General features: G+C 63.3%; 21 protein-coding genes, 1 tRNA gene and 2 pseudogenes. 2 read left to right on the forward strand and 22 right to left on the reverse strand.

Features of this window, described 5'->3' with window-relative positions:
• Positions 1–50: 50 nt before the first annotated feature.
• Complete coding sequence (locus tag ABLE85_RS06200) at positions 51–494, reverse strand: hypothetical protein (protein WP_348791826.1); 444 nt, start codon at positions 492–494, stop codon at positions 51–53.
• Positions 495–597: 103 nt separating this feature from the next.
• Positions 598–2,808 (reverse strand): TonB-dependent receptor, encoded by a 2,211-nt coding sequence (locus ABLE85_RS06205; protein WP_348791827.1) that lies wholly within the window; start codon positions 2,806–2,808, stop codon positions 598–600.
• Between the two features lie 499 nt (positions 2,809–3,307).
• Here ABLE85_RS06205 and ABLE85_RS06210 point away from each other — a divergent pair.
• Positions 3,308–3,819: pseudogene (locus ABLE85_RS06210) on the forward strand (tyrosine-type recombinase/integrase); the annotation flags it as partial.
• 35 nt (positions 3,820–3,854) lie between these two features.
• Here the strand turns inward: ABLE85_RS06210 and ABLE85_RS06215 are convergent.
• Positions 3,855–3,939, reverse strand: a tRNA-Leu gene (locus ABLE85_RS06215).
• A gap of 210 nt (positions 3,940–4,149) precedes the next feature.
• On the opposite strand from ABLE85_RS06215, the gene lipB reads away from it, so the two are divergent.
• Positions 4,150–4,890 (forward strand): lipoyl(octanoyl) transferase LipB, encoded by a 741-nt coding sequence (gene lipB / locus ABLE85_RS06220; protein WP_348791828.1) that lies wholly within the window; start codon positions 4,150–4,152, stop codon positions 4,888–4,890.
• A gap of 959 nt (positions 4,891–5,849) precedes the next feature.
• Here lipB and ABLE85_RS06225 read toward each other — a convergent pair.
• From ABLE85_RS06225 to nuoE, 19 genes and pseudogenes are all read right to left on the reverse strand, one after another.
• On the reverse strand, positions 5,850–6,533 hold the full coding sequence (locus ABLE85_RS06225; protein WP_348791829.1) for an ABC transporter ATP-binding protein: 684 nt from the start codon (positions 6,531–6,533) through the stop codon (positions 5,850–5,852).
• A complete protein-coding gene (locus tag ABLE85_RS06230; protein ID WP_348791830.1) occupies positions 6,533–7,816 on the reverse strand; it encodes a lipoprotein-releasing ABC transporter permease subunit in 1,284 nt (427 codons plus the stop codon). The genes ABLE85_RS06225 and ABLE85_RS06230 overlap by 1 nt, the downstream gene beginning before the upstream one ends.
• Positions 7,816–9,141: a proline--tRNA ligase gene (proS, locus tag ABLE85_RS06235; protein ID WP_348791831.1), complete on the reverse strand. Its 1,326-nt coding sequence runs from the start codon at positions 9,139–9,141 to the stop codon at positions 7,816–7,818. Before proS ends, ABLE85_RS06230 begins: the two co-directional genes overlap by 1 nt.
• 795 nt (positions 9,142–9,936) lie before the next feature.
• The gene (locus tag ABLE85_RS06240; protein WP_348791832.1) at positions 9,937–10,206 is read right to left on the reverse strand and encodes a DUF1467 family protein; all 270 of its coding nucleotides are present in this window, start codon (positions 10,204–10,206) and stop codon (positions 9,937–9,939) included.
• Positions 10,207–10,210: 4 nt separating this feature from the next.
• Complete coding sequence (gene mce, locus ABLE85_RS06245) at positions 10,211–10,615, reverse strand: methylmalonyl-CoA epimerase (RefSeq protein ID WP_348791833.1); 405 nt, start codon at positions 10,613–10,615, stop codon at positions 10,211–10,213.
• Between the two features lie 19 nt (positions 10,616–10,634).
• On the reverse strand, positions 10,635–12,305 hold the full coding sequence (locus ABLE85_RS06250; protein WP_348791834.1) for a ribonuclease J: 1,671 nt from the start codon (positions 12,303–12,305) through the stop codon (positions 10,635–10,637).
• A 212-nt stretch (positions 12,306–12,517) separates the two neighbouring features.
• Positions 12,518–13,342: a biotin--[acetyl-CoA-carboxylase] ligase gene (locus tag ABLE85_RS06255; RefSeq protein WP_348791835.1), complete on the reverse strand. Its 825-nt coding sequence runs from the start codon at positions 13,340–13,342 to the stop codon at positions 12,518–12,520.
• A 4-nt stretch (positions 13,343–13,346) separates the two neighbouring features.
• Positions 13,347–14,783, reverse strand: a complete 1,437-nt coding sequence (nuoN, locus tag ABLE85_RS06260) for an NADH-quinone oxidoreductase subunit NuoN (RefSeq protein ID WP_348791836.1) — start codon at positions 14,781–14,783, stop codon at positions 13,347–13,349.
• Between the two features lie 9 nt (positions 14,784–14,792).
• Positions 14,793–16,298: an NADH-quinone oxidoreductase subunit M gene (locus ABLE85_RS06265; protein ID WP_348791837.1), complete on the reverse strand. Its 1,506-nt coding sequence runs from the start codon at positions 16,296–16,298 to the stop codon at positions 14,793–14,795.
• A 3-nt stretch (positions 16,299–16,301) separates the two neighbouring features.
• The gene (nuoL, locus tag ABLE85_RS06270) at positions 16,302–18,296 is read right to left on the reverse strand and encodes an NADH-quinone oxidoreductase subunit L (protein WP_348791838.1); all 1,995 of its coding nucleotides are present in this window, start codon (positions 18,294–18,296) and stop codon (positions 16,302–16,304) included.
• Between the two features lie 12 nt (positions 18,297–18,308).
• On the reverse strand, positions 18,309–18,617 hold the full coding sequence (gene nuoK, locus ABLE85_RS06275; protein WP_106722139.1) for an NADH-quinone oxidoreductase subunit NuoK: 309 nt from the start codon (positions 18,615–18,617) through the stop codon (positions 18,309–18,311).
• Positions 18,618–18,619: 2 nt separating this feature from the next.
• Complete coding sequence (locus tag ABLE85_RS06280; RefSeq protein WP_348791839.1) at positions 18,620–19,237, reverse strand: NADH-quinone oxidoreductase subunit J; 618 nt, start codon at positions 19,235–19,237, stop codon at positions 18,620–18,622.
• A 135-nt stretch (positions 19,238–19,372) separates the two neighbouring features.
• The gene (nuoI, locus tag ABLE85_RS06285) at positions 19,373–19,864 is read right to left on the reverse strand and encodes an NADH-quinone oxidoreductase subunit NuoI (protein ID WP_348777270.1); all 492 of its coding nucleotides are present in this window, start codon (positions 19,862–19,864) and stop codon (positions 19,373–19,375) included.
• A 2-nt stretch (positions 19,865–19,866) separates the two neighbouring features.
• A complete protein-coding gene (locus ABLE85_RS06290) occupies positions 19,867–20,061 on the reverse strand; it encodes a hypothetical protein (protein WP_348791840.1) in 195 nt (64 codons plus the stop codon).
• Positions 20,058–21,101, reverse strand: coding sequence for an NADH-quinone oxidoreductase subunit NuoH (gene nuoH / locus ABLE85_RS06295; protein ID WP_348791841.1), 1,044 nt, complete (start codon positions 21,099–21,101; stop codon positions 20,058–20,060). The genes ABLE85_RS06290 and nuoH overlap by 4 nt, the downstream gene beginning before the upstream one ends.
• Before the next feature lie 7 nt (positions 21,102–21,108).
• A complete protein-coding gene (gene nuoG / locus ABLE85_RS06300; RefSeq protein ID WP_348791842.1) occupies positions 21,109–23,190 on the reverse strand; it encodes an NADH-quinone oxidoreductase subunit NuoG in 2,082 nt (693 codons plus the stop codon).
• A 74-nt stretch (positions 23,191–23,264) separates the two neighbouring features.
• Complete coding sequence (locus tag ABLE85_RS06305) at positions 23,265–23,675, reverse strand: hypothetical protein (RefSeq protein WP_348791843.1); 411 nt, start codon at positions 23,673–23,675, stop codon at positions 23,265–23,267.
• 70 nt (positions 23,676–23,745) lie between these two features.
• Complete coding sequence (gene nuoF, locus ABLE85_RS06310) at positions 23,746–25,050, reverse strand: NADH-quinone oxidoreductase subunit NuoF (protein WP_348791844.1); 1,305 nt, start codon at positions 25,048–25,050, stop codon at positions 23,746–23,748.
• A gap of 40 nt (positions 25,051–25,090) precedes the next feature.
• Positions 25,091–25,741: pseudogene (gene nuoE, locus ABLE85_RS06315) on the reverse strand (NADH-quinone oxidoreductase subunit NuoE); the annotation flags it as partial.
• Between the last annotated feature and the right edge of the window lies 1 nt (position 25,742).

Raw genomic sequence — 25,742 nt, forward strand, 5'->3', positions numbered from 1 at the left:
AACTCCGCAATCTCGGGAAAGTTTCCGCCCTCTGGGGCCGCTTGCCGTCCCTATTTGGAAAGCGCGGCAGGCCCGCGGGACGACACCGCGATCTTGTCCAGACAGTCAGACACATCCTGTTCGCCGGATCTGCACTCCAGCACGTCATTGACGAATATGCTTCCGATCTGGCTGCACGGCGTAGCCTCCAGATCGAAGGTCTTGACGTCCTTCTTGCTCGCTGGAAGCGGCCCAATGTCGATGGCAATGCGCCGGTCGATCACGCCATCCGGACGAAACAGGACGAGGTCGAGCTTCAGCACCGAGTAGGCGGATTCGGTGGCATTATCGACCACGACATAGGCTCGGCAACCCCTGCCGACGGGTTCGAGTTTGTTCAACTCGACTGAAATCTTTTTCGGCGCGGGAGGGACGGCAGCCTTGGCCTCTATGGGTCCGAGCACAGCCAGGAGTGCCCCTGCAAAGACACCGAACAGGCAATGACTTCCAACCATTACGTTCCCCTTGCCTGAAATGACCTCAAGAAAACAGGCCTCTCAAAAAGGCGCACTAATCGCGCTCGAGGTAATCTGTTCAGGAAACCCGTTTCGGCAAGGGTCAGAAGGTGACCTTCAATCCAGCATAAACGGCAAAGGGTTTGCCCGGCGTCACCGTGTCCGTGTTGTGGCCTCCCACCAGGCTTCCCACGGAGCTCGTGTTATCGAAGTAGGTGCCGTTCAGATAATACTTTGTGTTGAAGAGGTTCTCGATCTCCGCATGGAACTGCATGTTCTTGGTGATCTGATAGGTGGTGTGCAGGTCGACCGTCGCGTAGCCGGGCAGTTTCGGGTTCTCGTTTGACTCGTCCCCACCGAAATTCTGGCTGCCGACGGCGAGCACGTTGCCGCCGACCGTCCATTTGTCGTTGACCTTGTAGTCGACGCCAAGCTTGAAGTGGTGCGCAGGGATGCGGGAGATGTGGTCGCCCGGCACCACTTGTATCGGTTCGTCGCCGGCGGGGTCACCGGAAGGCGGATTGAGCGTGATGTAGGATTGGTAGGTTGCGTCGACATAGGCGTAGCTGGCAAAGGCCGACCAGTCGCCCTTGGTGTAGTTGACAGCTGCCTCGATGCCCTCGCGGCGCGTCTTCCCGACATTGGCGAAATAGCCGAAGGTCATGCCGATCGGGGCCACCACATTGAGGATGTCGTTCGAATTGTCGGTTCTGTAGAGCCCGAGCTTCCAGCCGAGCGTCTGGTTGCCGGAGAGATTGGTCTTGCCGCGCAGCCCGAGCTCGACCGTGCGGGAAACGACCTGGTCGAGGTTCGGGTCCGACACCAGAAAAGTGTCGATGACGCATGGCAGGTTGGGGTCCGAACAACCGAGTTCGAGCGGTGTCGGGGCACGGTTCGATTCCGAATAGCTGGCATAGCCCACCACGTCGGGCGTGATTTTGTAGGTTCCTCCGATGACCGGGTTGAAACGGGCATACTGGTGATCGCCGGTGAGCGAGCCGGGACCGGTTTGGAGCAGATCCGTGAGATCGATATTGGCGAAGTTGAACCGGCCGCCCAGCGTCAGCGTGAATTTCTTGGTCACGTCAAGCGTGTCGAGCGCATAGACGCCCACATAGGTGTTTCTGGTGCGCAGCTTGACCGGACCGATCGACCCTTCATCGCTGGTCGTATATCCGAGATACTGCCCGTTGCCCGTGATCACGAGCGTATCGGGATCGGCGGTACCCAGCTCGGAATTGGCATTGAAGTTCGAGCCGGCCATGTCGAGCGATGCGCCGAGCACGAAGGTGTTGTCCATGTCGCGCAGCTTGGCCGTGTCGGTTATCTGGAGCGTGCCGCCCCAGCCATTGGTGCGCGTGCTGTTGCGGTCGATCTGGCCGAGTACGGCGCCTTCCGGAAAAAGGTTCGGCAGCTGCTGGCCATTGCTGCCGATTGCCGGCGTGGTACCGTCGGTGAAACAGAGCAGGGTTGGATCGTCGCAGACCTGTACGTCCGTATCGTTTCCGTCCACATGCTTGTCGGACAGGTGTCGGTAATAGAGCGTACCCGCCAACGTCCGCGTGTCGGACAGCTTGGTGTTTCCCTGCAGGCTGATCATCCCCATCTGCAGGTCGTCGCTCTGCGGAGTGGTGTAGACGGCGCTGTAGTCTCTTTTGAGCAGCTCGACCGGCGTCGTGGCCGGAGCGTTGAAGAAGTTGTCCGCCGCCGTGACGTTCAGGTGGATTTCGCTCTGCTCGTCCTTGTAGCCGACATCGCCGTAAAGGCGGCGGATCGTCGAGGACGAGCGCTCGCGGAAGCCATTCTCATAAGCGCCGTCGATGGCGAAATAGGCGGCATAGTTGCCATCCTGCTTGCCCCACTGGAAGGAGTCCTGAACCCGCCCGAACGAGCCGACCACGAAGTCGTTTTCGGCACCCTGATAGGTGAAGCCGTTTTTCATCTGCACGACCACCGCGCCGCCGAGCGCGTTGAGACCGAAGATCGGGTTCGCGGTGACGATGTCCATCACATGGATGGCGTCGGGCGGAATGAAGTCCCAGTGGACGTTGTCGCCGAACGCCTCGTTGATGCGCACGCCGTTCTGATAGACGGCGAGACCTATCGGCGTGCCGGTTATCGGGGTCGCCAGGAAGCCGCGAAACTGCAGGTCGGGCTCGAAGGAGTTGCCGCTCTCGTTGGTTGACGAAACGCTCGGCACATTGATCAGCATGGTGCTGACCACGCTGGGCGAGCTTTGCGCCTCGAATTGTTTGGCGTCGATCTTGTTGACCGCTGCCGGGATGCGGGATGTCTCAACTCCGGTGCCTGTCACCGGTGTCGTCGGGGTGGTCTCGGTCGGTTCTGAGGGACGCAGTGCCGAAGGCGGGGGCGATGGTGGCGCTGAGACAGGTCGCGCTGATGGCTGTGCGGATGGCGGAGCCGACGGAACCTGAACGGCCTGCTTGCGGGCCGCGTGTGCTGCGGGCTTTTTCGGACTGATTTTGATGGTCGGCAGCGTCAGCGTCTGGTCGGCTTGTTGGGAAGAGGCAGGCTGGCAAATGAGAATGCACGCTATACCAGCGAATAAGAATAGTCGGCGCAGCCCACTTTTCATGCCCTCTCCCCAGCAGGCGAGTCCCGACAGTCGCTCATCACGCTACTTCTTCGTATGGCGAACAACAATCAACGATTTGAACTTCCGGCGACCGATGATCTGGATGTGGTCCTGACGTTCGAAAGAAAGGTTGAAAAGCAAAATCCGCCGACTTCCAAAACGGGCGGCGGCCTGGACTGAGGACGACGTGCTGGCCTACGAGCGTCGGCGGCCTGAAGGAACTAAAGAGCGCGTTTGGCTTCACGTCCTGCTCTACACAGGCCTGGGCCGCGGCGATGCCGTTTGTATCGGTCGCCAGCATGTTCGCGATGGCGTCGCCTCACTCAAAACGGAAAAGACGGGCATCGAGGTCAATATCCCGATCCTGCCGGACTTAGCCAAGACGCTTGAGGTCGGCCCGACCGGCGATCTGGCATTCATCGTCGGAGATAACGGACAGCCGTTGATCAAGGAGACGTTCGGGAACTATTTCCGCGCCGCCTGCAATGCGGCCGGCGTGAAGAAGTCGGCGCATGGTGTCCGCAAGATCGGCGCGACCCGTGCGGCGAATGCCGGGCCACCGTAGCCGAGCTGGAATCACTGTTCGGATGGACGGGCGGCACGATGGCCAGTCACTACACAAAAACCGCCGACAGGAAGAGGTTGGCGAAGCAGGCTGCGGAAAAGATCAGGAACGCTCTGCGCCTGCACCCTGAGGGGGAAACTCCGCGCAGCTCAGAAAAGAGATAACCAAATCAATCGCTTAAGCACCGCGATTTCTGTGATGGTGCGGTCGAGAAGACTCGAACTTCCACGGGTTGCCCCACAGCGACCTCAACGCTGCGCGTCTACCAATTCCGCCACGACCGCACGTCACAGAAGGGCCGGTTCCGACCGGCAGGGGGCATGTAGCAAATCGTTTTGGGGGACACAAGTACGCCGTGACGAATATTCGAATTCTTTGTGACGACGCAGCGGAATCCCTTGCTTCAAGCCCTGAAAACCGCGCTGCCCGCGCAGAGAAACTGGACCTTTTGCGTGGCCGCAGCCATATGAAGGAGAGTTTTTCGGGGCCAGGCCATGAATCAGCGCAGCCAGATCGACACATCTTTTTTGCCGGCGGCCGACTCGCCGGCCGTCGAATGGCGAATCGAGCCTGGTCTCACCCCCTACGAAGACGCCCTCGCCTTCATGGAATCGCGCGCGGCAGCGATTCGCGACGGATCGGCCGGTGAACTGGTCTGGCTGGTGGAGCATCCGCCGCTCTACACCGCCGGCACCAGCGCGCAGCCCACGGACCTCGTCGACCCCGACCGATTCCCGGTCTTTAACGCCGGTCGCGGCGGCGAATACACCTATCACGGTCCCGGCCAGCGGGTGGCCTATGTCATGCTCGACCTGAAGCGCCGGCGCGAGGACGTCCGCGCCTTCGTGGCGGCGCTGGAGGCCTGGATCATCGCCACGCTCGATCGGTTCAACGTGCGCGGCGAACGGCGCGAGGACCGCGTCGGCGTCTGGGTGGTGCGGTCGGACCGTCCGCCGATGCCCGACGGTTCGCCGGCCGAAGACAAGATCGCGGCAATCGGCATCCGCCTGCGGCGCTGGGTGAGTTTTCATGGCATCGCCATCAACGTCGAACCCGATCTCGAGCATTTCGGCGGCATCGTGCCGTGCGGCATATCCGAGCACGGCGTGACTAGCCTTGTGGACCTCGGCCTGCCGGTCACCATGACTGATCTCGACGTGGCACTGAAGGCCTCTTTCGAGACCGTGTTCGGCCCGGCCGAGATCATGCCCGAGGCTGAACGCAAGGCCGGCTGACGGCCCCCTCCCTGCCCCGTATTCCGGTAATGGACGATCACATGGCGCCGATCCACATCGCCATCGTGACCAGAAACGCGCTCATGCAAATCAGCGAGATGACATCCTGGAACAGATCGGTCATGATTCCCTCGTGTATTCGATATGTTGTTAGTTTGTTCTATTTTTGTTCACTCGTCAATGGGTGAGGTGATCGACGATGGCGGCTTCGCGGCCTGAGGTCGCGGCAGGGTTAAGTGGGCATTAACGCCGCGCGGCGCATGCTTCATCGTCGCCACGCCCGGTTTTCACCGTCTGGCCATTGTGATCCTTCTAGATGCTCAGGATGGGCAGAGGGGCGGTCGTCGGACTCGAGGGTAGGAAGCCTGCACCGCTGCAGCAGTTTTGGCCGACCGGCATGGGTCCCCGGAACCTCCGCACCTCGCTTCGCTCGTGCTCCGGCACGAGGATGACGGAGGTGGGGCCGCGCAGGCAGCCAATCACGGACGCTCCATCGCTCCGCTACCACTTTCGTTCGGGGCGCGAGGATGACGGAGGCAGGCGCGCCTACAGGCAGCCATTCACGAACGCTCCATCCCCCCGCTATCACTCCCCGTTAGGAGCGAGGATGAGCGGCACACATGCTTGTGCGGACCTCCGCCAGCGCTGAGAGCTTGCCGAATACCTTCAATCTTAACTTGTTGAAGGTTCCTGCTGCAGACGGCGTTGAAGGCATGCGGAAGCCTTCATCCCGTCGTCCTCGGGCCGGAGCATGATCGAAGCGAGATGCGGAGGTTCCGGCGACCCAGGCCTCGGACGCGCAACCGGCAGTCCGGGGACAGGCTCGACACCGCAATCCTAAGGTCGATCTGCAGCCCCGTCCGTGTCATTCGGCCAAGGGAGCGGAGCGACCGCAAGCCGGGATTCAGCCCGGCCGAATGCAGAAGGGAGAGCCAGAGCCAAGCCCAAGCTCGCCCGCCTCAGAGCGGGACGACCTTGCCTTCGGAGAGCGTGACCCGCCGGTCCATGCGGGCGGCGAGCTCGTGGTTGTGGGTGGCGATGAGTGCCGCCAGGCCGGATTGCCGCACGAGCGCGAACAGCGCGTCGAACACATAGCTCGCGGTGGCCGGATCAAGATTGCCGGTCGGCTCGTCGGCCAGCAGCACCAGCGGCGCATTGGCGACCGCGCGCGCGATCGCGACGCGCTGCTGCTCACCGCCCGAAAGCTCGGAGGGGCGGTGCTCGCCGCGCTTGCCGACCTGCATATAGTCGAGCAGCTGCTTGGCGCGCGCGCGCGCCTCGGCCGGCGCCAGCCCCTTCACCAGCTGCGGCATCATCACGTTCTCGACCGCCGAAAACTCCGGCAGAAGATGATGGAACTGATAGACGAAGCCGATGTCGTTACGGCGGATGGCCGTGCGTTCGTCGTCGGACAGGCGGCCGCAGGCGCGGCCGGCCAGGATCACGTCACCACCATCCGGCCGCTCCAGCAGGCCGGCCGTGTGCAACAGCGTGGACTTGCCTGTTCCGGACGGGGCCACCAGCGCCACCATCTCGCCGCGCCGCAGCGAAAACTCCGTGCCGCTGAGGATGGTGAGCTTGCGCGACCCTTGCGTATAATGCCGCTCTACGCCCTTCAGTTCGATGATCTTTTCGCTAGCCATCATTCGTATCGCAATGCTTCGACCGGATCGAGCTTGGCGGCGCGCCAGGCCGGGAACACCGTCGCCAGGAAGGACAGGACGAGCGCCATGGCGACTACGCTGGCGGTTTCGTTGAAATCCATCTTGGCCGGCAGCTTGCTCAGGAAATAGAGCTCGGGATTGAACAGCACCGTGCCCGACAGCCAGGAGAAGAACTGGCGGATCGATTCCACGTTCAGGCACACGACGATGCCCAGGACGACGCCGGCGATGGTGCCGGTGACGCCGATGGCAGCCCCCGTCATCACGAAGATGCGCATGACCGCGCCGCGTGTGGCGCCCATGGTGCGCAGGATGGCGATGTCCCTGCCCTTGTCCTTCACCAGCATGACGAGGCCGGAGATGATGTTGAGCGCGGCCACCAGCACGATCAGCGTCAGGATCATGAACATGACGTTGCGCTCGACCTGCAGCGCCGAGAAGAAGGTCTGGTTACGCTGGCGCCAGTCGGAGACGAAGACCGGCCGCTGCGCCGCATCCTCGATGGTAGGCTTCAGCGCATCGATCGCGTCGGGATTGTCGACGAAGACCTCGATGGTCTGGGCGCGCTTTTCCATGTTGAAGAACAGCTGCGCCTCGGAGAGCGGCATGTAGACGATGGACGCATCGTATTCCGACATGCCCACCTCGAAGATCGCCGCGACCTTGTAGCCCTTCATGCGCGGCGTGGTGCCCATCGGGGTGATGTCGCCCTCCGGCGAGATCAGGGTGATGGTGTCTCCGAGCGTCAGGCCGAGATTGTCGGCCATGCGGCTGCCGATCGCCACGCCCTCGCTGTCGTCGAAGCCGACGAGCGAGCCTTCCTTGATGTTGTTGGCGACGAGCGAGATCTTGCCGAGGTCCTGGCCGCGAATCCCGCGTACCAGCGCGCCGTTGCCGGCGCCCACCTCGCCCTGGGCCAGCACCTGGCCGTCGATCAGCGGGATGGCGTATTTGACACCGGCCACGCCGTTGATGCGGCCGGCGACCGCATCGTAGTCCTCCAGCGGCATGTCGACCGGCTGAACGATCACATGTCCGTTGATGCCGAGGATGCGGCTGAGCAGTTCGGCGCGAAAACCGTTCATCACCGCCATGACGATGATGAGGGTAGCCACGCCCAGCATGATGCCCACGAACGAGATCGAGGCGATCACCGAGATGACCGTTTCCTTGCGCCGCGAGCGCAGGTAGCGCCATGCCACCATGCGCTCGAAGGCGGAAAAGGGTCCGGCGCCAGCCGGCTTGGCCGCCGCCTTAGCCATCAGGCCTTACCGAAACGGGCGATTGCCGCCGGGATCGACAGCGTCTCGCGTTCGCCAGTGCGGCGGTTCTTGATCTCGACCTCGCCGGCGGCCACGCCGCGCGGGCCGACGATGACCTGCCACGGCAGGCCGATCAGGTCGGCGGTGGCGAACTTGCCGCCCGAGCGCTGGTCGGTGTCGTCGTAGAGCACTTCCTTGCCTGCAGCAGTGAGCGCTTCATAAAGCTCTTCCGAGACGCGGTCGCAATCGGAGTCGCCCGTCTTCATGTTGATGATGCCGACCTGGAACGGCGCCACGGCCTCCGGCCAGATGATGCCGTTCTCGTCGTGGCTGGCCTCGATGATGGCCGCGATGAGGCGCGACGGGCCGATGCCGTAGGAGCCCATGGACACGTAGTGGTCCTTGCCGTCGGGGCCGGCCACCTTGGCCTCCATCGGCTTCGAATACTTTTCGCCGAAGTGGAAGATGTGGCCGACCTCGATGCCGCGCGCCGAGAGCTGGTCGCCAGCGGGAACGGCATTCCACGCGGCTTCGTCATGCATCTCGTCGGTGGCCGCGTAGGGCGTCGTCCATTCCTTGACGATACCGGCGATCTGTTCGTCGTTGGAGAAATCGGTGTTCTCGCCCGGCACCGGCAGGCTCAGGAACTCGCGTGCGCAATAGACCTGGCTCTCGCCGGTCTCGGCCAGGATGATGAATTCGTGGCTGAGGTCGCCGCCGATCGGGCCGGTGTCGGCGCGCATCGGGATCGCCTGCAGGCCCATGCGCGTGAAGGTGCGCAGGTAGGAGACGAACATGCGGTTGTAGGCCGCCTTGGCGCCTTCGTAGTCGATGTCGAAGGAATAGGCGTCCTTCATCAGGAACTCGCGCGAACGCATGACGCCGAAGCGCGGGCGGCGCTCGTCGCGGAACTTCCACTGGATGTGGTAGAGGTTCAGCGGCAGGTCCTTGTAGGTCTTGACGTAGGAGCGGAAGATTTCCGTGACCATTTCCTCGTTGGTCGGGCCGAACAGCATGTCGCGCTTGTTGCGATCCTTGATGCGCAGCATCTCGTCGCCATAGTCGTCGTAGCGGCCGCTCTCGCGCCACAGGTCGGCCGACTGGATGGTCGGCATCAGGATCTCCTGCGCACCGGCGCGGTTCTGCTCCTCGCGGATGATCTGGCAGACCTTGTCCAGGACGCGCTTGCCCAGCGGCAGCCAAGAGAAGCTTCCGGCCGCCTGCTGGCGGATCATGCCGGCACGCAGCATCAGCCGGTGAGAGACGATTTCCGCCTCGCGCGGGTTCTCTTTCAGGATGGGCAGGAAGTAGCGCGATAGACGCATGTGGAGTTCCGTCAAAGAAGAAAGAGGAACCGGAACCGGAATCGGCACCGGCGCAGTGTTGCCTGCCCGCGCTTCATAGCCATTTCAAGGCCGATTGGAAACCCGAAGCGGATTCGCGTGCGTTTTGGCGGCGCGATGGCATTTTGCCGCCCCTCGCGCGAATGGCGCCACTGCCTACCGCAGAGGCAAGGGCTGGCGCATTATTGTGCAGTGCAGCACATCTCGTCACCCCGACACGCAAAATTGTTCGTGACAATTCATCGCAGCTTGGTCTAGTGTGCTCAAATAATCGAGAGGGCAGAGAAAAATCTGCTCTCCTACGCGGTCAAAGTCTTGGGAGGATGCGATCTAGGCGCGATAATACGCAGCCGCCGGAAAACGGAAAGCAGATCGGACGCGTTCAATTGCAAGGCCTCGTGCCTTGCATTTTTTTTGCGCAATCAACAACTTACCTCTTTTCTCGCCGTCTGATCGACCTGGACGGAAGCAGTGAAGAGATTCGTCTGCGCTTCGTTTAATACACTAAATCACTAGACTAAATTACTTTCCGGTAAAAGGCCCAAAATATCTTTTTTAAAAGGTATTTTGGGCGACAAGCGCGCTGGCGCGCCCTTCCCGGCCCCTGGACGGCCGGAAGAAGTCGGGTACGCGAGAAGGGAAATCGATAGCAGGCAGCGCATTGCGCCCATGGCTGGACGACGATCAGCGCAAAAAGCCGCAAGCGTCTATAAGAAACGTGCGGCTTCAGGTCTCGGTCACCGGAGCGTCCGTTGCGTCTCCAGGACGCAGGGCGCCTCAGTCGAACTTCGGTGTGAAATTCGGAAGGTCGTCGAAGCTATAGCCCAAGACGTTCGTGACGTAGTAGTAGATGCCGAAAAGAATCACCGCCACGATCGTCGTGAAAATGATGGCGCGCCGCATATGCGGGCCGCGCGGCGCACTGGCTTCCGTGCCCAAGGTGACGGCGTGGTCGTCGTCCTGGGTTCTCAGGCCGAAGGGCAGGACAGCAAACAGCACCGTCCACCAGATGATGAAGAAAATCGCGGCGCCCGAAATCCAGCCCATGTGACTACACCTGTTCCAGTTCGACCAGAGTGCCGAGAAAATCCTTCGGATGCAGGAACAGCACCGGCTTGCCGTGTGCACCGATCTTCGGCGTTCCATCGCCGAGCACCCGGGCGCCGGCCGCCTTAAGCCGGTCACGCGCGGCGATGATGTCATCTACTTCATAGCACAGATGGTGCATGCCGCCGGCAGGATTCTTTTCCAGGAACGCCGCAATCGGGGACCCCTCGCCCAGAGGTTCGAGCAGTTCGATCTTGGTGTTGCCGGTGTCGATGAACACCACCGTCACGCCATGCTCGGGCAAGGCCTGCGGCTCCGTCAGCTTGGCACCCAGCGTATCGCGATAGACAGCGCTCGCGGCGGCGAGGTCCGGTACGGCGATGGCGACGTGATTGAGACGGCCCAGCATTATCCTCACCGATACATGGTCAGCGCGTGACGAACACCGTCACGAGCGGCTTCTTGCCCCAGGCCTCATTGGCGGCGCCGCGAACAGCGCGACGCACGGCCTCCTGGACAAGGTCCAGGTCTTTTCGGCGCGCGCGGGGTATGCTGTCGACCGCGCCGATTGCCGCATCCAGCATCAGCTCTTCCATATCGTCGCCGCTTGCGTCCACCTGCGCAACCCCGATCGCCACGAGGTCCGGCTCCCCCGCAATCTCATAGCGATCGTCCAGCACCACGTTGACGGCCACATGGCCGGCAAAGGAAAGCTTGCGCCGCTCGCGGATACCCATGGCCTCGTCGTCGCCGGTCAGTTTGCCGTCCTTGTAGATGCGGCCGAACGGCACCTGGTCGACGATCTCGGCGGCACCCGGCGCCAACCGCAGCATGTCACCGTCGCGGATCTGCGCCACCTCGGGCACGCCGCAGGCAGCCGCAAGGCCGCCATGCGCCACCAGATGCGCGGCCTCACCATGCACCGGCACGGCGATGCGCGGCCGCACCCATTCATACATGCGGCGCAACTCGCTGCGGCGCGGATGGCCGGAAACATGCACCAGCGCGTCGCCGTCCTCGATGATCTTCAAGCCCTGGTCGATCAGGAGGTTCTTGATCTCGAGGATGGCCTTCTCGTTGCCGGGAATGGTGCGGGACGAGAACACGACGATGTCACCGGGCGACAGGCCCACGGACTTCATCTCGTCGCGCGCCAGCTTGGCGAGCGCCGCACGCGCCTCGCCCTGGCTGCCCGTGCAGATGATGACGAGGTTCTCGCGCGGAATGTAGCCGTAGTCCTCCTCGCTGACGAACTCCGGCAGGCCGTCCATGTAGCCAAGCTCGCTGGCGACGTCGATGACGCGCTTGAGCGAGCGGCCGAGCACCAGCACCTGCCGGCCGGTGTCGCGCGCGGCTTCCGCGATGGAGCGGATGCGCCCGACATTGGAAGAGAAGGTGGTGACGGCGACACGGCCAGGCGCCTTCTCGATGACGCCGCGCAGCCCCTCGCCCACCGCCTGCTCCGACGGGGAATCGCCGTCGCGCATGGCATTGGTGGAATCGCAGACCAGAGCCAGCACGCCACGGTCGCCGATCGCGCGGAAACGCTCCTCGTCGGTCAACGGACCGATCTCCGGCGCGGGATCTATCTTCCAGTCACCGGTATGGACCACCGTTCCGAGCGGCGTGGTGATCGCCAGCGACATCGGCTCGGGAATGGAATGGGTGACGGCCACAGCCTCGATGACGAAAGGCCCAACCGTGAAGGTTTCGCCGGCGCGGTAGATGTTCACCGGCACCTTGGGCCCGCCCCCCTCGGCCTGGCGCTTGGATTCCAGCAGGCCTGCGGAGAACGGCGTCATCCAGACCGGCGCCTTCAGGCGCGGCCACAGGTCGAGCAGCGCGCCGTAATGGTCCTCGTGCGCATGGGTGATGACGATGCCGCGCAGATTGTGCAGCTCGCTTTCGATGAAGCGCGTGTCCGGCAGCACCAGATCGACGCCGGGCAAGGTCGCATCGGGGAAGGTCACGCCGACATCGACGATGAGCCATTCGCGATTGTCGGCCGGGCCGAAGCCATAGAGCGCGAAATTCATGCCGATCTCGCCGACACCGCCCAGCGGCACGAATACGAGCTCAGCTTCCCTGGATTTCGCCATGTCTTTTCCTTTTCAATCCTGCCGCCGGCCACCCATGATTGCCGCATCGGGCAGTCGGCGCCGCGAGCCGTAGCAGCTCGTTGGGGGTGCCTAGAGCGAGAGGGCTTTTCCTTGAATCGCTAACTTGCTCTAAGCATTTGTTTTTGGAACGTGATCTTGTCCGAAAAGTCTGCAACCATTCGCTGCGCGGACCTTCGGTTCGGGATCATGCTCTAGTCCGCTCTCGCCGAAGCGACAGCTCCGAAATGCACGTCGCCGGCGGCGATCCTGTGGATCGCGCCGCTGTCGTCGCGAATGACGAATCGGCAGTCCTCGTCGATCGTCTCGAACACGCCGCGCACGACATTGCCTTCGACGCGGACCGCAACCTGGGTGCCGAGGCCGGCCGCGCGAGCGAGCCAGCGCTGACGTATATGCTCCAGCCCCCGCCCCTCGTTCCAGACGCGCATGTTCTCGCTCCAGGCGTCAGACAACGCAAGGAACAGCGTTTCGGCGTCACAGGTCGACCCCAGAGCCTTGAGCGACGTCGCCGGATAGGGAACGTCCTCGGGGTATGCCACGACGTTGACGCCGATGCCGATGGCAAGCGCGAAGCGGTCGGCGTCGAGCATCGAGGATTCGAGCAGGATACCGGCCATCTTGGCGCCCCTGGCGAGCACGTCGTTCGGCCACTTCAGCTCGAAACGATTTCCGTTCCCGTCGGTCGCACCATCCGCCGCAACCGCGATACGTCCCGGCACCACGGCGTTCAGCGCATCCGCGAGCGCAAGACCGGCAACGAAGCCGAGCGTGGCGGCCGTCTTCAGGTCGCGGTCGACGATCAGAAGCAGCGTCGCGGCAAGGTTGCCTTCCGGCGTCGCCCAGACCCGGCCGCGGCGGCCACGGCCGCTCTCTTGACGCTTGGAGACGACCCAGAGCCTGCCCGGGTCGCCTTCCCGCGCCCTTTCGAGCGCGATTGCGTTCGTCGATCCGACCTTGTCATGGGCCTCGAGCCGAAAACCCTCGGCCGCCGCTGTCGGAGCGAGCTGAAAACCCATGCCGTCAGAAGAACGTCTTGGCGGCGGCTTCGGCCACGCGGCCGATCGGACCAGCGATCAGCACGTAGAACAGGATGAAGGCGCCGGACAGGCCGAGCACGAGACGCAGTTCGCCCGCCATCGGCAGGAACCCGCCGACCGGCTCGTCGAACCACATGATCTTGATGATGCGCAGGTAATAGTATGCGCCCACCACGGAAGCCAGCACGCCGATCACCGCAAGCCCGTAAAGGTTGGCGTTGATCGCGGCCAGGAACACGTACCACTTGGCCCAGAAGCCCGCGAGCGGCGGAATGCCGGCCAGCGAAAACATCAGGATGGTCAGGATGGTGGCCATCACCGGGTTGGTGGTGGCAAGGCCGGCCAGATCGCCGATCTGCTCGACATTGCCGTCCTTGCGGCGCATGGCCAGGATGAAGGCGAAGGTGCCGAGCGTCATGGCCAGGTAGATCAGCATGTAGATGATGACGCCGCGAACGCCTGCCTCGGAATTGGCAGCCAGTCCCACCAGCGCAAAGCCGACATGGCCGATCGACGAATAGGCCATCAGGCGCTTGAAGTTGCGCTGGCCGATCGCAGCGAACGAGCCGAGCAGCATGGAAGCGATCGAGATGAACACGATGATCTGCTGCCAGTCGGAAGCGATCGGCTCGAAGGCGGTCATGGTCACGCGCACCATCAGCGCCATCGCCGCCATCTTGGGCGCCGAGGCGAAGAAGGTGGTCACCGGCGTCGGCGCTCCCTCATAGACGTCCGGCGTCCACATATGGAACGGCACGGCCGAGATCTTGAAGGCAACGCCGGCCAGCACGAACACCAGGCCGAAGACGAGGCCGAGCTGACGCTCGCCGCCAGACAGCGCGGCTGCGATCTGCTCGAAGCCGGTGTGGCCGGTGTAGCCGTAGACGAGGCTGATGCCGTAGAGCAGCATGCCCGAAGACAGCGCGCCGAGCACGAAGTACTTCAGGCCCGCTTCGGTCGAGCGCGCACTTTCACGGTTGAAGGCGGCCACGACATAGAGCGCCAGCGACTGCAGCTCCAGGCCGAGATAGAGCGTGATCATGTTGTTGGCCGAGATCATCAGCATCATGCCGACAGTGGCCAGCATGATCAGCACCGGATACTCGAACTTGTCGAACTTCTCCGCCTTGGCGAAGCCGACCGACACGACCAGCGTCACGACGGACCCGATCAGCATCAGGATCTTCATGATCTGGGCGAAAGGATCGGCAACGAAGGCACCGTTGAAGGCCAGCCCATCTTTACCGAAGAGCACCATCCAGGCGCCGGCGCCGATCAGCACCGCCACGGCAAGACCGGTCACGGTGTTGTTGGCGCGCTCGCCCGAATAGACGCCGATCATCAGCAGCGCCAGCGCGCCGACGGCGATGATCAGCTCCGGCAGGATCAGCGAGAGGCTCGAGTAAAGTTCCGGCGTCATGTTCAGACCTCAGTTCGCAGCCACGGCCTGCGCGGCGTCGAGCGATGCGGTGATGTTGGAAATCAGCGACTGTACCGAGGCGGCGGTCACGTCGAAGACCGGTGCAGGGTAGACGCCGAAGAAGATGGTCAGCACGACCAGCGGATAGATGATCGCCTTCTCGCGGAACGACAGGTCAAGCAGCCCCTTCAGGCTGTCCTTGGTCAGCGCGCCGAAGATGATCTTGCGGTAGAGCCACAGCGCATAGCACGCCGACAGGATGACGCCCGTTGCCGCGAACAGAGCGACCCAGGTATTGGCCCTGAAGGCGCCGATCAGCGTCAGGAACTCGCCGACGAAGCCGCTGGTGCCCGGCAGGCCGACATTGGCCATGGTGAAGATCAGGAACGCGACCGCGTATTTCGGCATGTTGTTGACCAGGCCGCCATAGGCCGAGATCTCGCGGGTGTGCATGCGGTCATAGACGACGCCGACGCAGAGGAAGAGCGCGCCCGAGACGAGGCCGTGCGACAGCATCTGGAACAGCGAGCCCTGGATGCCCTGCGTATTCATGGCGAAGATGCCCATGGTGACGAAGCCCATGTGGGCGACCGACGAATAGGCGATCAGCTTCTTCATGTCTTCCTGCATCAGCGCCACCAGCGAGGTGTAGATGATGGCGATGACCGACAGCGCGAAGACCAGCGGCTGGAAGTAGAGCGACGCATCCGGGAACATCGGCAGCGAGAAGCGCAGGAAGCCGTAGCCGCCCATCTTCAGCAGGATCGCCGCCAGGATGACCGAGCCGGCCGTCGGCGCTTCAACGTGCGCGTCGGGCAGCCAGGTGTGCACCGGCCACATCGGCATCTTCACCGCAAACGAGGCGAAGAAGGCGAGCCACAGCCAGGTCTGCATGCTGGCCGGGAAGTGATGCGCCAGCAGCGTCGGGATGTCGGTGGTGCCGGCGTCCCAATACATGGCCATGATGGCGAGCAGCATCAGCACGGAGCCGAGCAGCGTGTAGAGGAAGAACTTGAAGCTGGCATAGACGCGCCGCTTGCCGCCCCAGACGCCGATGATGATGAACATCGGGATCAGGCCGCCTTCGAAGAAGACGTAAAACAGCACCAGGTCGAGCGCGCAGAACACGCCGATCATCAGCGTTTCCAGGATCAGGAAGGCGATCATGTACGCCTTGACCCGCGTCTGGATCGAGTCCCAGCTCGCCAGGATCGCGATCGGCATCAGGAACGTCGTCAGGATGACGAACAGCATCGAGATGCCGTCGACGCCCATGTGGTAGGAGATGCCGCCGCCGATCCAGTTGGCCTGCTCGACCATCTGGAAGCCGGGGTTCGAGTAGTCGAACCCGGTCCAGATGAAGATGGACAGGAAGAAGGTGAATGCGGTCGTCAGCAGCGCGACGTTACGGATGTTGCGGCGCGCAGCCTCGCTGTCTTCCCGGATCAGCAGGATCAGGAACGCACCGACCAGCGGCAGGAACGTGACCGTAGAAAGAATGGGCCAATCGGTCATGGTCTAAAACGAGCTCCCGAGCATCATCCAGGTGACGAGGGCGGCGACGCCGATCAGCATGACGAATGCATAGTGGTAGAGATATCCGGTCTGAAGCTTGACGACGCGGTTGGTGACGTCGACCACCCAGGCCGACACGCCATCCGGGCCGTAGCCGTCGATGACTGCGCCGTCGCCCTTCTTCCAAAGGAACGTGCCAAGCCGCTTGGCGGTGCGCACGAAGAGGAAGTCGTACAGCTCGTCGAAGTACCACTTGTTCAGCAGGAAGGCATAGAGGCCGCGATGCTGAGCCGCGAGGTACTTCGGCGTCTCCGGCGAGCGGATGTAGAACTGGTAGGCAGTGACGAAGCCGATGATCATGGCGACGAACGGCGACAGCTTCACCCACAGCGGCACGTCGTGGATTTCGTGCAGGATGTGGTTCTCCGGCAGGATGTAGAGCGCAGCCTTCCAGAACTCGCTGTAGCCTTCCCCGATGAACTGGTCGTGGAACACCACGCCGGCCATGAGCGCGCCGACGGCAAGGAGGAACAGCGGCACCAGCATCACCGGCGGCGATTCATGCACGTGGTGCATGACGTCGGCGGTGGCACGCGGCTTGCCGTGGAAGGTCATGAAGATCAAGCGCCACGAGTAGAAGCTCGTGAACACGGCGGCGATGACCAGCAGCGTGAAGGCGAAGCCCGCCATCGCGTTGTGGCCGATGCCGGCGAAGGCGCCCTCCACGATCGCGTCCTTCGAGAAGTAGCCGGCCGTGCCGATGATGGTGCCCGGAATGCCGACGCCGGTGAGCGCCAGCGTGCCGATGACCATCATCCAGTAGGTGACCGGGATCAGCTTCTTGAGGCCGCCCATCTTGCGCATGTCCTGCTCGTCCGAGACGGCATGGATGACCGAGCCCGAACCCAGGAACAAGAGCGCCTTGAAGAAGGCGTGCGTGAACAGGTGGAAGATCGCGGCGGAATAGAAGCCCATGCCCAGCGCCACGAACATGTAGCCGAGCTGCGAACAGGTCGAATAGGCGATGACGCGCTTGATGTCGTTCTGCACCAGGCCGACCGTCGCCGCGAAGAACGCGGTGAAGGCGCCGATGAAGGTCACGACGGTGAGCGCCGAGTGCGACAGCTCGAAGATCGGCGACAGGCGCGCCAGCATGAACACGCCGGCGGTGACCATGGTCGCCGCGTGGATCAGCGCCGAAACCGGCGTTGGGCCTTCCATGGCGTCCGGCAGCCAGGTGTGCAGCGGAACCTGCGCCGACTTGCCCATGGCGCCCATGAAGAGCAGCAGGCAGATGATGGTCAGCGCGGAGGCGCGGTCGTATTCGTGGCCGAGGAACGTGAAGACGGCAGCGGTGTTCTCCGCAGCGCCCTCAACCGGCACGTAAGACGCGGCGGTCGCGAAGATCGAGTTGAGATCGACACTGCCGAACAGCACGAACACGCCGGCGATGCCGAGGATGAAGCCGAAGTCGCCGACGCGGTTGACGACGAAAGCCTTGATGGCAGCCGCATTGGCCGACGGGCGCTTGTACCAGAAACCGATCAGCAGGTAGGACGCCAGGCCCACGCCTTCCCAGCCGAAGAACATCTGAACGAGGTTGTCCGCCGTCACCAGCATGAGCATGGCAAAGGTGAACAGCGACAGATAGGCGAAGAAGCGCGGGCGATCGGGATCGTGGTGCATGTAGCCGATCGAGTAGATGTGCACGAGCGCCGACACGGTGTTGACCACGACGAGCATGACCACCGTCAGCGTGTCGATGCGCAGCGCCCAGTCGGACTGCAGCGTGCCCGAGTCGATGAAGCGCAGCAGCGGCACGCTGAAGGCCTCGGTCGTACCGAAGCCGACCGAGAAGAACGCGACCCAAGACAGGACCGCGCAGATCACCAGGAAGCCCGAGGTGATGTATTCGGAGGCCTTGGCACCGATGGCATTGCCGAACAGGCCTGCGATCAGGAAGCCCAGGAGCGGAAGGAAGACGATTGCCTGATACATGATTGTGTTCCGTCAACCCTTCATCATGTTGACGTCTTCGACCGCGATCGAACCGCGGTTGCGGAAGAAGACGACGAGAATGGCAAGACCGATTGCGGCTTCAGCGGCAGCGACGGTCAGCACGAACAGCGCGAAGACCTGGCCCACCATGTCGTGGAGCGTCGCCGAGAAGGCGACGAAGTTCAGGTTCACCGCGAGCAGGATGAGTTCGATCGACATAAGGATGACGATGACGTTCTTGCGGTTCAGGAAGATGCCGAACACGCCGAGCGTGAACAGGATCGCCGAAACGGTGAGATAATGTGCGATGCCGACTACCATCGTCAGATTCCCTTGCCTGTCTCGACCTTCTTGATTTCGATCGAGGCCGCCGTGCGGGCGACCTGTGCCGAGATGTTCTGCCTCTTGATCCCCTTCTTGTGGCGCAGCGTCAGCACGATCGCGCCGATCATGGCGACCAGCAGCACCAGGCCCGCCACCTGGAAGTAGAGGATGTAATCCGTGTAGAGGATATCGCCGAGGGCCGCCGTGTTCTGGCGGGTCGCAAGATCCGGCATCGGCGCAGCGACCGTCTCGGCCAGCTTCGGCGAGAAGACGTAGCCGCCGGTCACCACGATCAGCTCGGCCAGCAGGATCAGGCCCACCAGCGCACCGATCGGCGCATATTGCAGCGCGCCGGACTTCATCTCAGCGAAGTCGATATCCAGCATCATGACGACGAACAGGAACAGCACCGCCACCGCGCCGACGTAAACGACGAGCAGGATCAGCGCCAGGAACTCGGCGCCGGTCAGGAGGAACAGGCCCGCCGCGTTGAAGAAGGTGAGGATCAGATAGAGAACCGAATGCACAGGATTGCGCGCCGAAATGACCATGAAGGCCGACGCGACCGCAATAAAGGCAAAGAGGTAGAAAAAGGCCGCCTCTAGTCCGTTCAGCATGGGGTTCCCCCAGTTTTCCTACTTGGGCCGCGGCACTCGCCGTTGGACCCGATTCCTGGCCGTTTTCCGCCCATCCGGGCGGTCAAGGCCGCGTGTTCCTTAGACGAGCATTTCCGGCTCGTCCATGATTCTGTCTCAGCGATACGGCGCATCCAACGCGATGTTGCGCGCAAGTTCGCGCTCCCACCTGTCGCCGTTGGCGAGCAGCTTTTCCTTGTCGTAGTAAAGCTCCTCGCGCGTCTCGGTCGCGAATTCGAAGTTCGGCCCCTCGACGATGGCGTCGACCGGGCAGGCTTCCTGGCAGAAGCCGCAATAGATGCACTTCACCATGTCGATGTCGTAGCGCACCGTACGGCGGGTGCCGTCGTTGCGGCGCGGGCCGGCCTCGATGGTGATGGCCTGCGCCGGGCAGATCGCCTCGCACAGCTTGCAGGCGATGCAGCGCTCTTCGCCGTTGGGATAGCGGCGCAGCGCGTGCTCGCCGCGGAAGCGCGGGCTGACGGGCCCCTTCTCATGCGGATAGTTCAGCGTCGGCTTGGGCGAAAAGAACATCCGCATCGACAGGAAGAACGCCTGCACGAACTCCTTCAGGAGCAGCGACTTGGCGGCTTGGGCTAGAGCTGACATCGTCAATCTCCAATTGCGTAATTGGCTACTGCGTAGCCGACGACCGGCGAAAGCGCGCTAGGGCGCAGGCCGGCAATGTTGAGAACTCGTCCGGTCCCGGCATGGCCGACGCGCGCGGCGGGCAGCCGCGACGGCGCGAAGTGCGCGGCCGCGATCGCCAATCCCGCCGAGGCGCCGATCATGCCCGTGACCGTCATGCCAGCCCCGTCAGCTTCAGATAGGCGGCCACGATGACCACCATCGCCAGCGAGATCGGCAGGAATACCTTCCAGCCCAGGCGCATGAGCTGGTCGTAGCGGTAGCGCGGCACGAACGACTTCACCATGGCGAACATGAAGAAGACGAAGCACACCTTGAGAACGAACCAGACCACACCCGGCACCCAGGTGAACGGCGCGACGTTGACCGGCGGCAGCCACCCACCCAGGAACAGGATGGTGGTGAGCGCACACATCAGCACGATCGCAACGTACTCGCCCAGGAAGAAGAGCAGGAACGGCGTCGACGAATATTCGATCATGTGGCCGGCGACCAGCTCCGACTCGGCTTCCACCAGGTCGAAGGGCGGGCGGTTCGTCTCGGCCAGCGCCGAGATGAAGAAGATGACGAACATCGGGAACAGCGCCAGCCAGTGCCAGTCGAGGAACGAGTTGGGCATGCCGAGCATGGTGCCGAGGCCGTCGCGCTGCGACAGCACGATGTCGCTGAGGTTGAGCGAGCCCACGCACAGCAGCACCGTGACGATGACGAAGCCGATCGAGACCTCGTAGGACACCATCTGAGCGGCCGAACGCAGCGCGCCGAGGAACGGGTACTTCGAGTTCGAGGCCCAGCCGCCCATGATCACGCCGTAGACCTCGAGCGAGGAGATGGCGAAGACATAGAGGATGCCGACATTGATGTTGGCAACCGCCCAGCCCTCATCGACCGGAATGACAGCCCAGGCCGCCATGGCCAGAACCGCCGAAACCAGCGGGGCGAGCAGGAAGACGCCCTTGTTGGCGCCGGACGGAATGACCGGCTCCTTGACGACGAACTTCAGAAGGTCGGCGAAGGATTGCAGAAGGCCCCAGGGACCGACGACGTTCGGGCCACGACGGATCTGCACCGCCGCCCAGATCTTGCGGTCGGCGTACAGAATGTATGCGACGAAGATCAGCAGGATGACGAGCAGCGCCACCGACTTCAGGAGAATGATCAGTCCCGGCAGGACGTAGAATGAGAAGAAAGTATCCATGGTCGTCCTACTCGGCTGCCTGCTTGAAGCCGCCCTTCGCGAGGGCCGAGCATTCGGCCATGACGGCGGAGGCTCGCGCGATCGGGTTGGTCAGATAGAAGTCCGCGACAGAAGACACGAAGGCCTCCTTGCCCACCGCGCCGCCGAGCCTTGCGATATTGGCGATGTCGGCCGGGTTGCCCGCGGCGATCTCGTCGATCTCGGCCAGATGCGGATATTCGGCATGGAGCTTGGCGCGCAGTTGGGAGAGCGAGTCGAACGGCAGGCGATGGCCGAGCACGTCGGACAGCGCACGCAGGATCGCCCAGTCTTCCTTGGCGTCGCCCGGCGCGAAGCCGGCGCGGTTAGTCTGCTGGACCCGGCCCTCGGTATTCACATAGGTGCCCGACTTCTCGGTATAGGTCGAGCCCGGCAGGATGACGTCGGCGCGGTGCGCGCCCGCATCGCCATGCGTGCCGATGTAGACCACGAAGGCCGAACCGGCGGCATTCATGTCGAACTCGTCGGCGCCGAGCAGGAACAGCACGTCGGTGCCGCCAAGCATCTCGCCGGCGGACTTACCGCCCTCGCCCGGCACGAAGCCGATGTCGAGAGCGCCGACGCGCGCGGCAGCGGTGTGCAGTACGGCGAAGCCGTTCCACTCGTCGTTGACGGCGCCGACTGCGGTCGCGAGCTTGGCGGCGAGGCCGAGAACGGCGAAGCCGTCTTCACGGGCGATAGCCCCCTGCCCCACGATGATCAGCGGACGCTGGGCCTTCTTGAGCGTGGCAAAGAACTTGCCCTTGCCGTCGGCCAGCTCCTTGAGCGTGTCCGGACCCGCGCCGAGCATTTCGTAGTCATAGCGCAGGTCGCCCATGTCGCCGATGACGCCGACCGGCAGGTCGCCCTGGCGCCAGCGCTTGCGGATGCGGGCATTGAGAACCGAAGCCTCGAAGCGCGGATTGGAGCCGATGATCAGGACCGCATCGGCGTGCTCGATGCCCTCGATCGTCGGGTTGAAGATGTAGCTGGCGCGGCCGAGCACCGGATCGAGCGAGGCGCCATCCTGGCGGCAGTCGATATTGGCCGAGCCGAGCGAAGCCATGAGCTGCTTCAGCGCATACATTTCCTCGACGGCGGCGAGATCGCCGGCGATCGCGCCGATGCGGTCGGCGGACGTCTTGGAAACGGCGTCCTTGATGGCGGCGAAGGCATCCGCCCAGGTCGCCTGGCTCAGGCGGCCGTTGCGGCGCACATAGGGCCGGTCGAGGCGCTGCGTGCGCAGTCCGTCCCAGATGAAGCGGGTCTTGTCGGAGATCCACTCCTCGTTCACCTGCTCGTTGACGCGCGGCATGATGCGCATCACTTCGCGGCCTCTGGAGTCGACGCGGATGGCCGAGCCGACCGCGTCCATCACGTCGATGGATTCGGTCTTGGTCAGCTCCCACGGACGCGCCTGGAAGGCATAGGGCTTCGAGGTCAGCGCGCCGACCGGGCAGAGGTCGATCACGTTGCCCTGCAACTCGGAGGTCATCGCCTGCTCGAGATAGGTGGTGATCTCGGCATCCTCGCCGCGGCCGATCAGGCCGAGCTCGGAAATGCCGGCGACTTCCGTGGTGAAGCGGACACAGCGCGTGCAGTGGATGCAGCGCGTCATGATCGTCTTGACCAGCGGGCCGATATACTTGTCCTCGACCGCGCGCTTGTTTTCCTTGTAGCGCGAAGAATCCACGCCGAACGCCATGGCCTGGTCCTGCAGGTCGCACTCGCCGCCCTGGTCGCAGATCGGGCAGTCGAGCGGATGGTTGATGAGCAGGAACTCCATCACGCCTTCGCGGGCCTTCTTGACCATCGGCGTGTTGGTGAAGATCTCGGGCGCTTCGCCGTTCGGGCCGGGGCGCAGGTCGCGCACGCCCATGGCGCAGGAGGCAGCCGGCTTGGGCGGCCCACCCTTCACCTCGACGAGGCACATGCGGCAGTTGCCGGCGATCGACAGACGCTCATGGAAGCAGAAGCGTGGCACTTCCGCGCCAGCCTCTTCGGCCGCCTGCAAGAGCGTGTAGTGATCGGGAACCTCGATCTCGATGCCGTCGACCTTGAGTTTAGCCATATTGCTTCAAACCCCTGCGGTGTGTCCGCAATTCCTTGGCCGGATGTCCTTGCCGAACTTCCGGCCGACCCAATTCAATGCTTCGTCTTTTCCGTCGCCAGGGCGTCGGCCGCCTCGCCCATGTCCCGCGCCACCGCGCGGGCATCGGCCATCAGCGTTTTGGCGACCGCGCGCGCCCGCACCGTCGCCGTCTGTGAGCTGGAAGCAAATGCTTCCTCTTCGTCAGCCTCTTCATCGGCTTCGGTCACCAGCAGCCGCTGCGAGGCATGCGCCGCACCGGCCACCGTGCCCATCCACACGCCGAAGGCCTGGCTGGCCACGCCCAGGCCCAGCGCGGAGAACGCGGCTGCGCCGGCCACCGGATGCGCCATCAGATTGATGGCACCGGCGAACTCCCACGGGAGTATGGCGGCGAACTTCTCGTTCATCTTTTCCCAGCGCTGCGCATCGGGCATGAAATTTACGGGATTGGATGATGCCTGCATGGATGTCTCCCTGCGTTTCTCTTCCTTGGCCCGCCCTTACCTTCTCGTACTTCCGGCCTGTTCTCTGTCCTTACTCCGCCGCCACCAGCGCCGGCTCGGCGCGATGGGCGTTGCGGGTGAACTCGTCGATGCGCCGCTCGATCTCCGGACGGAAGTGCCGGATCAGGCCCTGGATCGGCCACGCCGCAGCGTCGCCAAGGGCGCAGATCGTGTGGCCTTCCACCTGCTTGGTGACGTCGAGCAGCATGTCGATCTCGCGCTTCTGCGCTTCGCCGCGCACCAGACGCTCCATCACGCGCCACATCCAGCCGGTGCCCTCACGGCACGGCGTGCACTGGCCGCAACTTTCGTGCTTGTAGAAGTAGGAGAGCCGCGCAATCGCCTTCACGATGTCGGTGGACTTGTCCATGACGATGACGGCGGCGGTGCCGAGACCTGACTTCAGGTCGCGCAGCGCGTCGAAATCCATCGGGCAGTCCATGATCTGCTCGGCCGGCACCAGCGGCACCGAAGAGCCGCCCGGAATGACCGCCAGCAGGTTGTCCCAGCCGCCGCGAATGCCGCCGCAGTGCTTCTCGATCAGCTCGCGGAACGGGATCGACATGGCCTCTTCGACCGTGCACGGATTGTTGACGTGGCCGGAAATGCAGAACAGCTTGGTGCCGGCGTTGTTCGGACGGCCGAACGATGAGAACCAGGCAGCACCCCGGCGCAGGATGGTCGGAGCGACCGCGATCGACTCGACGTTGTTGACCGTGGTCGGGCAGCCATAGAGGCCCACATTGGCCGGGAACGGCGGCTTCAGACGCGGCTGGCCCTTCTTGCCTTCCAGGCTCTCAAGCAGCGCGGTTTCCTCGCCGCAGATGTAGGCGCCGGCGCCGTGATGGACGTAGATGTCGAAGTCGTAGCCGTTCTTGTTGCCCTTGCCGATCAGGCCGGCCTCATAGGCCTCGTCGATGGCGCGCTGCAGTGCCTCGCGTTCACGGATGAACTCGCCGCGCACATAGATGTAGGCCGCGACTGCATTCATGGCGAAGCCGGCGATCAGGCAGCCTTCGACCAGCGTGTGCGGATCGTGGCGCAGGATGTCGCGGTCCTTGCAGGTGCCGGGCTCGGATTCGTCGGCATTGACCACCAGATAGGACGGGCGGCCGTCGCTCTGCTTGGGCATGAACGACCACTTGAGACCGGTCGGGAAGCCGGCGCCACCGCGCCCGCGCAGGCCCGACGCCTTCATCTCGTTGATGATCCAGTCGCGGCCCTTCTCGATGATACCCTTGGTGCCGTCCCAGTGGCCGCGAGCCATGGCGCCCTTCAGCGACTGGTCGAAGACCCCGTAGATGTTGGTGAAGATGCGATCCTTATCCTGAAGCATTTTTCTTCCCTCAGACCGTCTTCTTCTCTTCGCCGTTCGCCTTCGCAGCCTTGGCGCGCGGCGCAGACTTCAGGAACACCTTCTCGTCCGTCAGCGAGGTCAAGCCGGATTCCGGAGCCGAATAGATGCGGCCGTTCTGCGGGCCAGGCTTCACGCCATCGCCCTTGCCCGCCTCGAACAGGTCGATGATCTCCGCCAGCCGCTCGGGCGTCAGATCCTCGTAGGTGTCCTTGAAGATCATGACCATCGGCGCGTTCACGCAGGTGCCCTGGCACTCCACCTCTTCCCAGGACAGTGTGCCGGCCTCGTTGGTGTGGAACTGGTCGTGATGGATCTTGGAGCGGCACACATCCATCAACGCTTCGGAGCCGCGCAGCATGCACGGCGTGGTACCGCAGACCTGGACGTGAGCGCGCGTGCCGACCGGCTTGAGCTGGAACTGCGTGTAGAAGGTCGCAACCTCGAGCACGCGGATCAGCGGCATGTCGAGCATTTCGGCGATGTGCTCGATGGCGGCGCGCGTCACCCAGCCTTCCTGTTCCTGGGCCAGCATGAGCAGCGGAATAACCGCCGACTGCTCACGGCCTTTCGGGTACTTCTTGAGCCAGGTCTTTGCCTGCGCGGCCATTTCGCGGTTGAAGGCGAAGGACGCGGGCTGGACGCTGGCATCTGCGAGACGACGAACGGACATA

The sequence above is a fragment of the Mesorhizobium sp. KR1-2 genome (assembly GCF_040045035.1).
Lineage (GTDB): Bacteria > Pseudomonadota > Alphaproteobacteria > Rhizobiales > Rhizobiaceae > Pseudaminobacter.

Coding starts and splice junctions, on each gene's coding strand:
- nuoF (WP_348791844.1), bottom strand. CDS start 25,050: ATGCTTCAGGATAAGGATCGCATCTTCACCAACATCTACGGGGTCTTC.
- nuoK (WP_106722139.1), bottom strand. CDS start 18,617: ATGGTAGTCGGCATCGCACATTATCTCACCGTTTCGGCGATCCTGTTC.
- ABLE85_RS06250 (WP_348791834.1), bottom strand. CDS start 12,305: ATGGCGAAATCCAGGGAAGCTGAGCTCGTATTCGTGCCGCTGGGCGGT.
- ABLE85_RS06225 (WP_348791829.1), bottom strand. CDS start 6,533: ATGGCTAGCGAAAAGATCATCGAACTGAAGGGCGTAGAGCGGCATTAT.
- nuoL (WP_348791838.1), bottom strand. CDS start 18,296: ATGTATCAGGCAATCGTCTTCCTTCCGCTCCTGGGCTTCCTGATCGCA.
- mce (WP_348791833.1), bottom strand. CDS start 10,615: ATGCTGGGCCGTCTCAATCACGTCGCCATCGCCGTACCGGACCTCGCC.
- nuoI (WP_348777270.1), bottom strand. CDS start 19,864: ATGTCAGCTCTAGCCCAAGCCGCCAAGTCGCTGCTCCTGAAGGAGTTC.
- ABLE85_RS06305 (WP_348791843.1), bottom strand. CDS start 23,675: ATGCAGGCATCATCCAATCCCGTAAATTTCATGCCCGATGCGCAGCGC.
- ABLE85_RS06290 (WP_348791840.1), bottom strand. CDS start 20,061: ATGACGGTCACGGGCATGATCGGCGCCTCGGCGGGATTGGCGATCGCG.
- nuoH (WP_348791841.1), bottom strand. CDS start 21,101: ATGGATACTTTCTTCTCATTCTACGTCCTGCCGGGACTGATCATTCTC.
- ABLE85_RS06265 (WP_348791837.1), bottom strand. CDS start 16,298: ATGACCGATTGGCCCATTCTTTCTACGGTCACGTTCCTGCCGCTGGTC.
- proS (WP_348791831.1), bottom strand. CDS start 9,141: ATGCGTCTATCGCGCTACTTCCTGCCCATCCTGAAAGAGAACCCGCGC.
- nuoG (WP_348791842.1), bottom strand. CDS start 23,190: ATGGCTAAACTCAAGGTCGACGGCATCGAGATCGAGGTTCCCGATCAC.
- ABLE85_RS06200 (WP_348791826.1), bottom strand. CDS start 494: ATGGTTGGAAGTCATTGCCTGTTCGGTGTCTTTGCAGGGGCACTCCTG.
- ABLE85_RS06240 (WP_348791832.1), bottom strand. CDS start 10,206: ATGGGCTGGATTTCGGGCGCCGCGATTTTCTTCATCATCTGGTGGACG.
- nuoN (WP_348791836.1), bottom strand. CDS start 14,783: ATGACGCCGGAACTTTACTCGAGCCTCTCGCTGATCCTGCCGGAGCTG.
- lipB (WP_348791828.1), top strand. CDS start 4,150: ATGAATCAGCGCAGCCAGATCGACACATCTTTTTTGCCGGCGGCCGAC.
- ABLE85_RS06230 (WP_348791830.1), bottom strand. CDS start 7,816: ATGGCTAAGGCGGCGGCCAAGCCGGCTGGCGCCGGACCCTTTTCCGCC.
- ABLE85_RS06280 (WP_348791839.1), bottom strand. CDS start 19,237: ATGCTGAACGGACTAGAGGCGGCCTTTTTCTACCTCTTTGCCTTTATT.
- ABLE85_RS06255 (WP_348791835.1), bottom strand. CDS start 13,342: ATGGGTTTTCAGCTCGCTCCGACAGCGGCGGCCGAGGGTTTTCGGCTC.